The organism is Clostridium sp. NSJ-49 (assembly GCF_014287725.1).
GTDB classification, from domain to species: Bacteria; Bacillota; Clostridia; order Clostridiales; family Clostridiaceae; genus Clostridium; species Clostridium disporicum_B.
This window is the reverse complement of the sequence record NZ_JACOOP010000015.1, coordinates 19,031-34,111: the sequence shown is the minus strand read 5'-3', so window position 1 is coordinate 34,111 and position 15,081 is coordinate 19,031. Positions and strand designations below refer to the sequence as shown.

General features: G+C 25.7%; 14 protein-coding genes. 1 reads left to right on the top strand and 13 read right to left on the bottom strand.

Translation table 11 applies throughout. The annotated features are described in order from the left end of the window. Nucleotides 1-110: 110 nt before the first annotated feature. The 7 genes from H8S10_RS07360 to H8S10_RS07330 all read right to left on the bottom strand — a co-directional run bounded on the left by H8S10_RS07360 (nt 111) and on the right by H8S10_RS07330 (nt 9,498). A complete protein-coding gene (locus H8S10_RS07360; protein ID WP_186838435.1) occupies nt 111-806 on the bottom strand; it encodes a response regulator transcription factor in 696 nt (231 codons plus the stop codon). 162 nt (nt 807-968) lie between these two features. Then, the gene (locus tag H8S10_RS07355) at nt 969-2,195 is read right to left on the bottom strand and encodes a cytochrome c biogenesis protein/redoxin (RefSeq protein WP_186838434.1); all 1,227 of its coding nucleotides are present in this window, start codon (nt 2,193-2,195) and stop codon (nt 969-971) included. Between the two features lie 581 nt (nt 2,196-2,776). Then, nucleotides 2,777-4,567, bottom strand: a complete 1,791-nt coding sequence (locus H8S10_RS07350; RefSeq protein ID WP_186838433.1) for a glycerophosphodiester phosphodiesterase — start codon at nt 4,565-4,567, stop codon at nt 2,777-2,779. 218 nt (nt 4,568-4,785) lie between these two features. Then, a complete protein-coding gene (locus H8S10_RS07345; RefSeq protein WP_186838432.1) occupies nt 4,786-5,688 on the bottom strand; it encodes a GNAT family N-acetyltransferase in 903 nt (300 codons plus the stop codon). Nucleotides 5,689-5,754: 66 nt separating this feature from the next. Next, on the bottom strand, nt 5,755-7,059 hold the full coding sequence (gene hisS, locus H8S10_RS07340) for a histidine--tRNA ligase (protein WP_186838431.1): 1,305 nt from the start codon (nt 7,057-7,059) through the stop codon (nt 5,755-5,757). 333 nt (nt 7,060-7,392) lie between these two features. Continuing rightward, complete coding sequence (locus H8S10_RS07335; RefSeq protein WP_186838430.1) at nt 7,393-8,772, bottom strand: ATP-binding protein; 1,380 nt, start codon at nt 8,770-8,772, stop codon at nt 7,393-7,395. A 3-nt stretch (nt 8,773-8,775) separates the two neighbouring features. After that, the gene (locus H8S10_RS07330) at nt 8,776-9,498 is read right to left on the bottom strand and encodes a response regulator transcription factor (protein ID WP_055266358.1); all 723 of its coding nucleotides are present in this window, start codon (nt 9,496-9,498) and stop codon (nt 8,776-8,778) included. Between the two features lie 186 nt (nt 9,499-9,684). On the opposite strand from H8S10_RS07330, the gene H8S10_RS07325 reads away from it, so the two are divergent. After that, the gene (locus H8S10_RS07325) at nt 9,685-10,350 is read left to right on the top strand and encodes a hypothetical protein (RefSeq protein ID WP_186838429.1); all 666 of its coding nucleotides are present in this window, start codon (nt 9,685-9,687) and stop codon (nt 10,348-10,350) included. A gap of 54 nt (nt 10,351-10,404) precedes the next feature. Here H8S10_RS07325 and H8S10_RS07320 read toward each other — a convergent pair whose 3' ends face one another. The 6 genes from H8S10_RS07320 to H8S10_RS07295 form a co-directional block, all read right to left on the bottom strand. Beyond that, nucleotides 10,405-10,986, bottom strand: coding sequence for a 50S ribosomal protein L25 (locus tag H8S10_RS07320; RefSeq protein WP_084759011.1), 582 nt, complete (start codon nt 10,984-10,986; stop codon nt 10,405-10,407). 197 nt (nt 10,987-11,183) lie between these two features. Continuing rightward, nucleotides 11,184-11,882 carry a hypothetical protein gene (locus H8S10_RS07315; protein WP_186838428.1) on the bottom strand — a complete coding sequence of 233 codons (699 nt, stop codon included), beginning with the start codon at nt 11,880-11,882 and terminating at the stop codon, nt 11,184-11,186. 1 nt (nt 11,883) lies between these two features. After that, nucleotides 11,884-12,339: a LytTR family DNA-binding domain-containing protein gene (locus H8S10_RS07310; RefSeq protein ID WP_186838427.1), complete on the bottom strand. Its 456-nt coding sequence runs from the start codon at nt 12,337-12,339 to the stop codon at nt 11,884-11,886. A 135-nt stretch (nt 12,340-12,474) separates the two neighbouring features. Continuing rightward, nucleotides 12,475-13,203: a MurR/RpiR family transcriptional regulator gene (locus H8S10_RS07305; protein WP_055267793.1), complete on the bottom strand. Its 729-nt coding sequence runs from the start codon at nt 13,201-13,203 to the stop codon at nt 12,475-12,477. 189 nt (nt 13,204-13,392) lie between these two features. Next, a complete protein-coding gene (locus tag H8S10_RS07300; RefSeq protein WP_186838426.1) occupies nt 13,393-14,286 on the bottom strand; it encodes an ROK family protein in 894 nt (297 codons plus the stop codon). A gap of 193 nt (nt 14,287-14,479) precedes the next feature. Further along, nucleotides 14,480-15,079 carry an RDD family protein gene (locus H8S10_RS07295; protein WP_186838425.1) on the bottom strand — a complete coding sequence of 200 codons (600 nt, stop codon included), beginning with the start codon at nt 15,077-15,079 and terminating at the stop codon, nt 14,480-14,482. Nucleotides 15,080-15,081: the final 2 nt, after the last annotated feature.

Sequence of the window (15,081 nt, the reverse complement as noted above, 5' to 3'; positions counted from 1 at the left end):
AGCAAATATTAAGAAAGTATTAAGAATACCTTTAAGAAATTATAAATATTAATTGAGTCGCTTATACGTATATCTATATGGAATCTTTACTATTTAAATTGCATCAATTATTATTCAGCTAGTTTAAATCCAATTCCCCATATTGTCTTAACATATTCTGTATCCTTATCTACCTTTGATAACTTTGAACGTAAATTACTAACATGAACATTTACAGTATTATCATCACCTAAAAATTCATTACTCCAAACTGATTCAAATAGATTTGCCCTTGTAAAAACTTTATTAGGATTACTCATTAATAATTCTAAAATATCAAACTCCCTTAAAGTTAATTGAATCTCTTCATTATTGAAATGAACTTGTCTACTTTCTGTATCCATCACTATATTCTTATGAATTAATTTACTACTTTTATTTTCATTTACAGAAAATTGCCTATATCTTCTTAATTGCGCTTCAACTCTTGCCAAAACTTCGTTTATATCAAAAGGCTTAGTTATAAAATCATCTGCTCCTATACCTAAAACATTTATCTTTTCCTCTTGAGATGTCTTAGCTGATATAACTATTATAGGCATTATCTTAACTTTTCTAATTTCAGTTATTATCTCTTCTCCACCTATTCCTGGTAACATTAAATCTAATAAAACAAGATCATAATTAAACTTTTCAATACACATTATAGCTTCTGATCCAGAATAAGCGCCTCTTACCTTATACCCCTTCTTTAATAGGATATTGCAAAGTAATCCATTTATATCTACATCATCTTCTACAACTAAAACTTCAATATTACTATTCATTATTGCCTCCCTATAGTTATATATAACTAAATATGTATATACTATCTACTTTTATATTAACATTATACATATAACTGGATATTTTTTCTATAAAGTTGTAATTTATGAAAAATAAAAAAACCGTAAGTATTTTAAATATACTTACAGTCTTTTTAATAAATATTATCTTTCCTCTTCGATTAACATTTTCATAGTTTCCTTATTCATTGCACCTGGAATATATCTTGTTATATATCCCTCTTTATCTATTATAAGTGTTGATGGGAATGCATTCATTCCATATCCTTGCATTAAGGATCCCTTTTCGTCAAATACTACTGGGAAAGTCATTTCATTATCCTTTAAAAATTCAGTTATATGTTCTTCCGTACCTTCTCTTCCTAAGTTTGGAGATGCAACTCCAAGTATTATAACATCATCTTTATTTTCATTATATTCCTTGTATAATTCCTCTATATAAGGCATCTCTTCTCTACAAGGAGGACACCAAGTTGCCCAGAAATTTAAGAATACTGTTTTACCTTTATATTCACTTAAAGTATGTTGGTTTCCGTAATTATCATACAATGTGAAATCTATTGGAGCTAATCTATTATCCTCTTCTTCTGCATTTTCTTCGCTTGAAGAACTACTATTTTGTGAAGAACTGCTACTTTCTGAAGAGTTATTGTTTTCTACAGTATTTTCATTTTTAGTATTTAATTGTTTATTAACATCAACAAATCCATTTACTAGCATAATTAATCCAGCAATTAATATAAATATACCACTTATCTTTTTAATAGTATCCATATGATTCTTAATCTTATTTAATCTCTTTCCTAATTTACTATAGAATATAGCTACTATAAGGAAAGGCAATATAAATCCTAATGTATAAACTAATATTAATAAATTAGATATTACAATATTATCTGCTGTTGATGCCATTACAAGCACTGATGCTAATATTGGTCCAATACAAGGAGTCCATCCAAAACTGAATGTAAAACCTAATACAAAAGCAGATACAGGTGACATAGTCTTATATTTTACACTTAATCTCTTTTCTCTACTTAAAAATTCTGATTTTATAATTCCTAAGTAGAATAATCCCATAATTATTATTATGACTCCACCTATAATCATAATTAAATATTTATAAGTATTAAAGAATGCTCCTAGTGCGTTTATAGATGCACCTAGTATAAAAAATGTAGCTGATATTCCTAATGTAAAAAATATAGTATTTCTTATTAGTACGCTACCTTTAAACTTTGAATCATTCATATCACTTACAGTGCTATTTGCTAACATACTTAAATATATTGGCAGTATAGGTAATATACAGGGTGAAAAGATTGATAATATCCCTTCAATAAAAACAATAAAGATATTAATATTTCCCAAAATTAAATTTCCTCCTAAATTTCTTGTATTTATTTAAAATTAATATTACGTTATATTGTTAAATATATCAATTATTTACTTATCCTAAATTATTCAATCATTTTACATCTTTATGAAATATTATTATGTGATATAATCATATATTCCAATTATTATTTTATAATATTCCTTTATTTTATTTTTTCTCTTTACAATATAAATTTATTGTAACACCTTAATATACATGTCATATACTATATTATGACAAATCGATAATTACTAATTTTCTTATGATAAACTAGTATTAATCTTTTAATAATTTAGCTAAAGTATGAGTTTCTCATTTACCTATCATTAATGTAAGTAAGCTTATGTTAGCTAAATAATTATTATCTTCTTGTTTTTAGTAAGTAACCTAATAATCAACCTAATATTTTAGGGTTTGTGATTAATTCACAAACCCTATCTTTTAATCTAATTCTTAATGAATTTCCTCTAATATAATTTTATAACCTAGCATCATCTACATAATATGGTAATAGTTTATTTTCAATTCATTTAATCACTTAATATTTATATAAAAAATTTTATTTACTTTATAATCAAAATAAATAATCAGCTATAACCTTTATAAAGTCATTTTTCTTTGAGTATAAAGTATCATTAACTAAAAATGGATTATCTGTAATTATACTATCTACATTTAAATCAATCATTTTGCTCATCATGCCTTGGTCATTTACAGTCCATACAAATATTTGTTTTCCTTTATCATGAATATTCTTTATTAAACCTTTAGTTATAAAAGTTGATTCAATACCATATATATCAACATATTCAAACGTATAGATATCTCCATATGCAAGAGCCGTTAAATAACAAGTAAGGAAATTAGAATCTATCTCTTTTACCTTTTTTAATACTTCCTTATCCATAGATGCTATTACACATTGGTTTTCGGCTCTATTTTTTTTAATAACACTTATAACCTTGTCTATTATATCTGGACTTTCATGGCCATTAAGTTTTATTTCTATTAATAACTTGCATCTACCTCTTACGTATTTTATTGCTTCATCAAGTGTAGGTATCTTGGCTCCTGTATAACCTAGATTCATATAGTTCCCTGCATCATAATTTTTCACTTCTTCATAATCAACTTCCCAAACATTTTTATCTACCCCTGTAGTCCTCTTAAAGTTTGAATCATGAATAAGTATTAGTTCTCCGTCCTTAGTTTCCTGAACATCAGTCTCTATGTACTCAACTTGAGCAAGTATAGCCTCTTTAAATGCAGCTAATGTATTTTCTGGTGCTGATACATTACCACCTCTATGAGCTGTAGCTGTAGTATTATAAAATAATTCTATATTCAATAAAGTATTACTATTTATTGAAAGTGCCATTGATTCAATAGGTATGAGGATAACTATTAATACTACTGTTATAATCTTTTTCATACTTGATACCTTAATCTTATTATGTTTATTATTATAAAATCCAAAATTTTTATAGTTATAATAAATTGCTGATATAAAAGCAAGATTAAGTATAAAGCTAGAAATTGATGCGATTAACATCGAATAATCTTTAAATAATATAGCTTTAGCAATAAATATTTCCTTTAGATCAATACCTATTCCATAATACTTAATTACTATAGCCATTAATATTATCAATAAATAATAAATTCCATAACCTATAAGGCTAAAAACTATAAAAGTTCCAATTGAATATAAAAATATTTTTATATTTTTCCCTTTTGTTATTCTATTACTTTCATTTTTTGCTTCTTTAAAACTACTTCTATTTAAAGTTATTTCATGTATACTAAAAATCCATCGAATAACAATCATATATAAAATAATCATCAATCCCATATATACTATATTTAAAAATTTATTAGACTTTATAAAATCTAGTATATACTCTGGTAACTTCAACTCTCCAATAAATCCTGATGTTAATGTTAAATTTGTTAATGGAATTATTAATAAAATAAATATCATTAATAAGTAATTTTTAATGTTTAATATTCTTACTGATTTTTGTAATCCTAGTTTAATAAGTTTAAATATCTCTATCTTTTCATATCTTATAGATTTATCAAAACAAATAATTGTAGCTGTAAATTCAAAAAAGACATAAAACCCAAAAATAAGTAACAACAAGATTAATAAAAATATTGAAATAGGATTTGTTAATATCTTAAATACATTATCTGTACTTAGATAAATCATTCCTGAATTGTGCATTGCACTTTCAAATATATATTTTATAATAGGTAGTACCAAAATTAATGCAATACCTTTATGGAACAATTCAAATAATATTAAGGTTCCTAAATTATATCTGAGTAATAATATAAAATTTTCAATTATTCCTTTTCTCATAAATATTTCCTCAATATCTTATCTTTATTATTTATACTTCCCATTTTCTTACTACCTATATATGTTAACTGAAAATTAATTAATTTCAAACATTACTTTTAAAATCACTTATAAAATACTATTGCACTTTTTAATACTTGCTAACATTTATGTATAAAAAAATAGTAGGTCTATTATAAAATATTATCATAATAAATCTACTATTTGTCATTTTTTAATTAAGCATGTGATAATACTGGGAACATAATATTGTTAAATTCTAAAGGATTATCTTTATCTTTCATTACAAATAATGTAGTATCTTCTTCTTTTAATATCTTTTCATCATATAACACAGTATTAAATGGTGTAAAACCTAATACTACTTTCTTCGTATTCTTATTTACAATCTTATTAATTATGCTCTCCAAATCAATATTTTTAGTTCCAAACACCTCTAATATATATATTATCTCATCACTTTTTTCTGCAATTACTATGGCATCATAATCCTCTACATAATAAATATTTTCTTTCATAAAAGAATTACAGTAAAACATAACTAAATTCTTATTATTCAGAACTGCAAACTGTGAAAATAATACTGTATTTTCAATTATGTTTTTAAATATCTCCTTATCATTACTATCTTCCATATTTATCTTTCTAATACGGCTTTCTTCGTCTATAGTGAAGCAACCTATTGAGTATTCATACTCATAAGCTTCTATAAAATTAAACTTAGGATAAAAATTAATAGCGCTATCATTAGCAAATAGATAAATTAAATCACATTTATCCTTCCATTCTTCAATCACAGTCTCCATTAAATATCTAGCAAGTCCTTTATTTCTATATCTTTCATCTGTCATAACAGTACCAATTTGTATATAGATTTTCTTTTCTCCTTTAAAATTAAACTCCATAATGCTTACGGATACATTTGATACTACTTCACCATTATCTATTAATGAATATGTTATATAAGAATCTCCCCAATAACCTTCTTGATACCATTGTTCAAAATCAATACCAAATGTCCTATTAGCTAATTCATTAAAGCTTTTTCTTAAACGCTCATTTTCTTTGTAGTCTTTTTCATATATATATTTTTTTCCTTGTACCTCCACATAATTACTCATAGCCCAATCCCCCTATTAAAAACATCTATATATCTATTATCTTACTTTTTATTTATACTTTAAAATTTAATCTGATATTAATAAATTATAATTAATTATAATATCATCCCCACTTTTCATATTCCTTACTTTTACTTTATTATTTGCTATTTCTTCTTCTCCAATTAATATTACATTTTCAACACCAATTTTATTAGCATAATTCATCTTTTTCTTTAATGAATCATCTTCGAAATATATACTTACGCCATAACCTTTTGATTGTAGATACTGTAATACTTTTCCGCAATACTCCATCGTATCTCCTATTGGAATTATTAAATACTCTAATTTATTTTCAATTTTATATTTATCTATAAATCCAATTTCCTTTAATACAAAAAATAATCTAGTTAGCCCTATCGATATCCCTACTCCTGGCAATATATTTGCTGTATAATTTTCTGCTAAATTATCATACCTTCCCCCTGAACATATAGATCCATATCTTTCATCCCCTAATAATATTGTTTCAAATACAGTTCCTGTATAATAATCTAATCCTCTTATAATCTTTAAATTTATTTCAAAATTTTCTTTATCTACTCCTAATATTTCCAATAGTGATTTAACCTTTTTTAATTCTTCAACTCCCTCATTGTAATATTCATTTTTTATATCAAGCTTTGAAAGTTCTTCTAATTTTTCATCATTTGATCCATCAAGTTTTAATATTTTATTTAAATACTCACTTTTATCAATTCCTATAAGATTTTTAAGTTCACTAATAAATACCTCTTCACCTATCTTGTCTATTTTATCGATTAATATCATTACATCAGCTTGATTATCTATTTCTAATTCAGTTAATATTCCCTTTAATACTTTTCTATTACTTATTTGAAATCTATAATTAGATAAACCTATTTCCTTAAAGGCTTTATCTGCTAAGTTTATAACCCATGCATCATTATTTATACTTAATTTTTCTTTCCCAATAACATCAATATCACATTGATAGAATTCCCTATATCTACCTTTTTGATTTCTTTCACCTCTATAAACCTTTCCTATTTGATATCTTTTAAAAGGAAAAACCAAATCATTATAATATTGAGCTACATATCTAGCAAATGGGACAGTCAAATCAAATCTTAAAGCTAAATTGTTTTTTCCCTTTTGAAAACTATAAACTTGCTTTTCTGTCTCTCCACCTGATTTGGCAAGAAGCACGTCAGCCTTCTCAATTATTGGTGTATCTATAGCTAGACATCCATTCATCTCATATACCTTTGATATTTTACTTACTATATCATTAAAAATTTCTTGTTCCATTGGTAATAACTCCATAAATCCTGGCAATATGCTTGGTTTAATTATATTCTTTTTCATTTTATTCACTCCTAAAATAATTTATTTTTATATAACAAAAAGCCATGCAGGCATATATCCTACATGGCTTACAATAAATTATGATTACACTTAATTTATCATTACCAGAGATACAAGCCTAACAGCGATAGACTTGTATCCGTTTATTAAACAGACCAAGTCTCTAGTAATGATGATGTATTAAATTTGTTTTAATAACACTAAGTGTATTCATAATATTCCTCCAAAATTTTCTTTTCTACATTATATATTATAGTTATATAAAAAGCAATTATCAGATATTGATATTTAAGTAACATTTAATGGTTATACCTTAAAATTATTTACTTCTTTCTAAAATAATATCTCTATTTTGAGTCCGTCTCCTAACTTTCCTATAGCCTTAATTTCTGCGCCATGAGCTTTAATTATATCATGAGCAATAGCCATTCCTAAACCTGAACCTTCTATCTTTTTACTTGTATTTGTTCCTCTATAATATCTTTTAAAAATATTATTTAATTCATCTTCAGATACACCTTTACCATTATCTTCTATGGATATATAAACATTACCACTATCTAGCTTTTGAATATCTATCTTTACCTTTACATCATTGCTATTATGAATAAAAGCATTAGTTATAAGATTTATAAATACTCTCTTTATTAATCCTTCATCTAATTCCAGCATTATCTCTTCATCAGAATAATTAAACCCTATATTACTATCGTTATATTTTTCATCATTTATAATATCAATTAATACATGTCTTACTAAAGATACAATATTTATTTTACTCTTATTTAAAACTATAGTATTATTTTTTAACCTAGTTGATAAATTCAAATCTTCTATCAATATTTTAATATACTGACTTTTATTTATTATTGTCGTACAACATTTCTCTCTTATTCTATCATCTATTTCATATTCTGTGTCTGCCATTATTTCAGCATTTCCTATAATTGATGTAAGAGGGGTTTTTATATCATGAGAAATGTTAGAAATCCATTCCTCTCTCATTTCATCAAGTTTTTCTCTTTCCTTTTCATTAAAGGTTAATATTCCTGCTAGCTGACTTAAACACTTTTCAACATCATAATATATTCCCTTCTGTGGTGTATCTATTTTATATCCACCTTTAGATAGCTTCGATATTTTATTTACTATTCTATTTATAGGCTTTGTTATTCTTAAGGTGTATAAAAAGCTTATTCCCAAGATTAAAAATACATTTAATAAAATTAATATAGGAAACATATGAGCTTCGTCTACCAACTTAACATCATAAGAATAAGTTATTCGCTTAACCCTAGAAGGATCTAAAAATAATAAGTAAGTATATCTTTCTCCTTCTAGTTCTTTCTCATCTAAAAACAAAGTAACATCCTCATTATTATATGTTTCTAATAGTTGTACATTTGAATAATTACTATGAGCTATTTCAGGTTTATTATAACTAAATACCTCTCTATTATTTTTGTCTAAAATCTGAATTCCTGAGTTCTCTTCTATCAATTTATTTATTCCATCATTTGAAACCTCTATATTTCCATCTTCCGAATAAACTATATAATCTTTAAAAGCTGAAATCATCTCCTCAGGATGATAATTATATAATCCACCTTTTTTATAAATATTAATTCCCATAAAAGTAATATTTACAAAGGCTATAAATACACAAGCTAAAATGATGTACACAGAGTAATGAATTATAAGCTTTCCTCTCATATATTATTCACCTTTCATAACTAGCTTATATCCTAAGCCAATTACAGTTATTAAATATTTAGGTTTAGATGGGTTATCTTCTATCTTTTTTCTAAGTCTTCTTATATGAACTGTAATTGTATTATCGTATCCAAAGAAATCTTCACCCCATACCTCATTGCATATGGTTTCTTTGCTTAAAATTCTATTTGGATGATTCACAAGATAAATTAACAATTTTAATTCCTTTGCTGTAAGCTCGAGAAGCTTTCCACTTTTATATACTTCTCCAGTTTCCTCATTTATTTCTATATCACCAAATTTAATTATCTTATTTTCTTTAATATTTTTATTTGTAACTACATTATCAAAAGTTTTTAATCTAGCTTTTAATCTAAAAGCTACCTCTTTTGCGCTAAAAGGTTTAGTTATATAATCATCTGCACCTATAGCGAAGCCTAAAAGTCTATCCACCTCTTCCGTCTTTGCTGATATAAATAATATTGGAATCTGACTATCTTTTCTAAGTTCATTAAAAACATCGTATCCACTTATGTCTGGTAACATAATATCTAGCAATACTATATCTGGATTAACTTTTTTAAATAACTCTATTCCATCTGTTCCATTATTAGCTATGTAAATATTGCTAAATCCCTCACGTTTTAATACTGTATCTAAAATATCAGTAATATCTTCTTCATCATCTATTATTAAAACTTTAAACTTCTCAAAAATATTATTCATCAATATCACTCCTTTTATTTTCTAGATTATATCATATAAACTTTTCTCTTCTCGTAAAACCAATTTATTTAAGATGGATTTAAGATACAGTTTATATTAAATAAATATGTCTATAATAAACTAATATCAGACGCCGGTACTTAACTGACACTCAAAATAAAAGGACTAATTAAGGAGAATAAAATTATGCAAGCAATTATGGAACCAATTTTTCATGTAGTTTATTTAACTACCGTTATCTCTTTAGGAATAATAATGATAAGAAAATCAAAAGATAATCAATACTTTAAAATGTTCGGTTTTATGTCATTAATATTAGGATTAGGTGATTCATTCCACCTTATACCAAGAATTTATGCTTTACTAACTACAGGGTTAGAAAACAATGCACCTGCTTTAGGTTTCGGAAAACTAGTTACATCAATTACTATGACAATATTTTATTTAATACTTTATAAGATTTGGAAAATAAGATTTGATGTTAAAAATTCAAAATTATTAGATATAACAATGTATACATTATCTGCTATAAGAATAATACTTTGCTTATTCCCTCAAAATGAATGGTTTATAAATAATCCACCTTTAAGCTGGGGTATATATAGAAATATTCCATTTGCAATTATGGGAATTATTATGATTTATCTTTTATATAGCTATGGAGCTAAAAATAATGATAGAGATTATAAAAACCTTGGTATAGCTGTGTTCTTATCATTTGCCTTCTATGCACCAGTTGTTCTTTGGGCTTCTGAAAACTTCTTTGTTGGAATGCTTATGGTACCAAAAACATTAGCATATGTTTGGGTTGTTTTAATAGGGTATAAAGAATTTAAAAAAGCTATAAAATAATTGTAAAAAATAAGTTAGAGCTATCAAATATAAATTCAATAGCTCTAACTTATTTTATTCTACTGTAGTAGTATTATTGTCATCTGAATCACTCTCATAAATAATACTATCAATTTTAGCTATTTCTAAGTCTTCATTTTCTTCTACTACTACATCTTTAGGAATTGGTAAATCTCTAATATAAATTCTATTACCTGCTTGTAGATTAGATACATTTACCTCTATATGTGGTGGAAATTTATTTGGTTCCCCTTGTAATTCTACTTCTGATACAAAAGTCTCTAGCAATAAACTCTTAGCTGCTAATGCATCTTGTCCTACAAAAGTAATTGGTATACCTAATTTTACTACTTCCCCTTTTCTTATTGTTTGAAAATCTATATGAGCAACTTTCCCATATATATCTTTTTGAGTTTCTTTAACTATACATGTTTTTATATCTCCATTTAAATTTAGAGATATTATTGAATTTTTAGGATAACCTAATAATCTATACATCTCTTTTTTTGTCATCTTTGCAGATATAGCTTTATGTGTCTCATCTCCATAAATAACACATGGAATTTCTCCTCTTTTTCTTACTTTGTTTCCTTTTTCAGCTCTTTCGTAAACATTAAATAATAAATCATCCATCATATAATCCTTCTTTCAAATATTAAATATGGTATTTATCATATTTTCGATTTCTAAAATATTTTATTAATTAATTGCATCTAATATTACTCTAATTTATATCTAACGTTTATCCTTTTACTTAATAATCTATTACGTATATTTAAAATTAAAAATATTAAAAAAGAAAAACGACAATAAATATTGTCGCCTTTAATAAATTAAATATAGAAAATTTCTACTCCTGCAAAACTTATACCACCTATTAAAGTTAATGTATTAGTTTTGACTGCATCTATTCTATTTTTCTCTTCAACAGCTCCAAAAGAAGCACTTGTGTTATTTATAACATTCCATCCTCTTGGTATATATAGTTGCATTCCAGCAAAAGATACATCAATCTTAACCACTGCATTTTCTTTTTCCATTATAGCATTATCAAAATATACATTCATACTTCCAAAGGAACACTTAAGATTAGCATATTCAAATTTATCTGTATTTATATACTTTATACTACTCCCAAATGATGTTTCTAACTTTATATGTCCTTCATCTTCTATATCAATAGTCTCTGTTGCGTTTCCATCCCATTTATAATTAGCTTTATTCCATTTAGGTTTTTTATTAAAAATTAATGATAATCCTATACTTCCAAGTAAAGCTACAAATAAAATTGTCCATGGAGTAATAGCCGTAATTCCAAGCTTGTCATCATATATTATTCCTATAAAAGCTAATGGAAATAATATACCTGGAAAACTAAGCTTTATAATACTCTTTATAATTATTGCTACCAATAATATTGTAAATAGTAAACTAAAAATATTTATATCTGAAAAATATCCTAATTTGCTTACAAGCAAAAATACTGCTCCAAGTAAAAGAAATACTCCCCAGAATATTCTATCGCTCTTCATCCTATCTCCTCTTTTCTAATAATTTAAATTGTAATACTTTATAATAATGTCTTGATACGAATACTTTTTTATGTGTGTTTTGAAATTCTACTATACTTGCAGATGTTATATTTCTTGTTATTGAGTAAATATGATTAGTATTTAGAATTGTTGATTTAGAAACTCTTAAAAAATTATTTGGTAAAATCTCTTCCAATTCATAAAGTTTATACTTTACTGAATACACATCATTAATGGTATGTGCACTTATACTACTTTCTTCAGTTTCAAAAAATAAAATTTCATCTAAAGAAATATAATATTCTGTATTTCCCTTATAAAAGATTATTTGCTTACTTTGTGATAATATTTCAGCTAATAACTTCTGTATATTCTTAACCTCATCATTTAATTCACTACATCTGACGATAATTTCATTTTCTTCAATTCTATCATCAACTTCAATTCGTATTCTCATCTCTTCACTCTCCACACTATTAATTATATTCTCCTTAAAATTTCCTGTAAACTGGAATTAGGTAAGTGGTTAATTATTAGATGTAAGAGGTTAGTTTTTTTAATTAACTGCATATTTTATCTATTGATAGTGCAATTATAACTTTATTAAATTTTGAACTTCATCACTTATACTTTCGATAATATGTATTACTGGAACTTGAGTTGCTGAATTATGAAAGTATTTATCTCTACTATTTGGTACGTAATACCCTATACTATAATCTGCTAAACTTGCAGCTGTAGACATCTCGCTATTGCTAATAACTACAATCTTTATATCTCTAGTCTTTAAATTCAATATAGCCTTATTAACTTCTTCAGTTTCACCTGATACAGTCAAAATAATTGCTAATGTTTTTGAATCGTAAATATTTTCTACACGCCAGCTCATATCATCAACAAATGCTGTTCTAAAGCCCTTACGATTTAATAATAATGCTCCATATTTAGCTATTGCTGAAGATAAGCCTAATCCTAAAAATAATACTTCGTTACTGTTTACTATAGCATTTGCAACCTTCTTTATCTCTAATATTGAATTTTCAGTAGTCGACCTCTGAAAATAATCTAATAGGTAATTTAACTTTTCATCTTTTACTTTTCTATTATTTTCTTCATTGTATCTTAAATGTAGTTTATATTCACTAAATCCATCAAAGCCTAACTTTTTACATACTCTTGTAATCATTGAAGCTGATACATGCAATTCATCTGCTACCTCTTTTAACCTTAAATCTTTAACTTTATTCTTATCCTTATTTAAATGTACATAAATAGAATATTCTAATTCATTAAGTGACTTTACCTTTTCCAAAAGATTCATACTTATTTCATCCCCTACATACTTAAATTTATACTTATGTAAAATACGCTCTAATTTAACATACTCATTTTACCAAATTATAATCAAAATACATAATATATTATTTTAAATGAAGTATTTTCCTGTAGTTGATTAATAAAATAAATAGCTATACAAAGATTGATAAAAATCTTCATATAGCTATTTATATTATTTATATACTTTTTTATAGTTTGCTAAAGCTCCAATTAAGTTAGAATCATTAAAGAATTTACAATTTACTATTTGTACTCTAGGAATTGGAATAGGCATTTTTGAATAAACCTTTTCTAATGATTTATTTATATACTCCATAAGAATTGGCTGTCTACTTATTCCACCACCTATAGCAATTTTTTCTGGATCTACAGTAGCTTGGATATTCCATAGTCCCATTGCTACTATATCACAATAATCACTTAGAGCTTTTAAAGCAGCTTTATCACCATTATTACAGAATTCAAAAGCCTTAATTCCATCTAAATCTTCAGCCTTTAACCCTTTCGCTTGCGCAATCATAGAGACTAATGTAAATGCACTGTTCTCAACTGCCCATTTACTATTAAACCCTTCATAATCTCTCCAATTAGTTGAAAAATAGCTGAACTCTCCAGCAAACCCATTACTTCCAGTTAAAACATTATCCCCAATGGTAACTCCACCACCAATTCCAGTACCAATGATACATACAGCACCTACACTTGTCCCTTTTAAGCTTCCGTAAGTTACTTCACATAACGCAGCACATTTTGCATCATTTTCTATTGTAAACCTATCTGTAGTTACAGATTTTAGCTCACTTAATATATCTACACCAAAGTTATATTCTAGCGCACCTGGAATTTGCATCCTATTAGTTTTTCTATTTATTAATCCTGGTAAAGACATTGCTATTCCATCAATCTGTCCTTTATACTTTTCATAAATCCCCTTTATGACTTGCTTAAAATTTTCTAATGAATCTAATGGAGTTTTTTCACTTCCCTTTTCTAACATTTCTAATTCGTCATTCATTAGAGAATACTTTATAGCACTACCTCCAACATCAAATACTAAATACTTCATACCCTAATCCTCTCCCAATTATATTTTCATTATTATATTTATGTTTCCTATTATAAAATTAGACAAAACAATCTATTCAATAATCAATATTTACATATAATTTTTACTTTATTATTAATTTAAAGACCCTGAAAAGAATATAAATCAGACGTTAAACTTAACCCCTGATTTATATATTTTATATTTTCAATTTTTATGCCATACTCAATTCTGGTGAATTTTCAGTTACCACTCTAGTATTTATTATAATATCGTGTAAAGCTCTTCTTGACTTAAACATTATAACTAGTAGTGCTGAAAAGACTGTTATAACTATACCTATAGTATTATATATACTTACAATATTTGCTCCAGTAACTTCATTAATTACTTGATGTAACATATTACTTGAAGTATAAAGACTTCCTTCTAATAAAAGAATAATAACAAATTGTCTAATAAATAATTGCTTTTTTGAAGCTTGAGTATAATCATTATTTACTATTCTTAACTTCATTATTTTCTTTCCTAATGTTTGTCCATTATTTATAAACATAGGTACATATACATAGTAAAGTGCAGCTACCATGAATGATGCAAGTCCAATTATTATATTTAAAGGATATTCAAATATATTTATGTTTTGCTCTATAATCCCTATATTGCCATTATTCATAGCTGTATAAGTTAAAATAATTGGTAATGAAGTTAGTATTCCACCAATATACCAATCTATCATATATGATATAAATCTTCTGAAAAATCCTACATTATTTGGCTTATCAAATTTTAATTTTAATATTAATTCTTTCATGG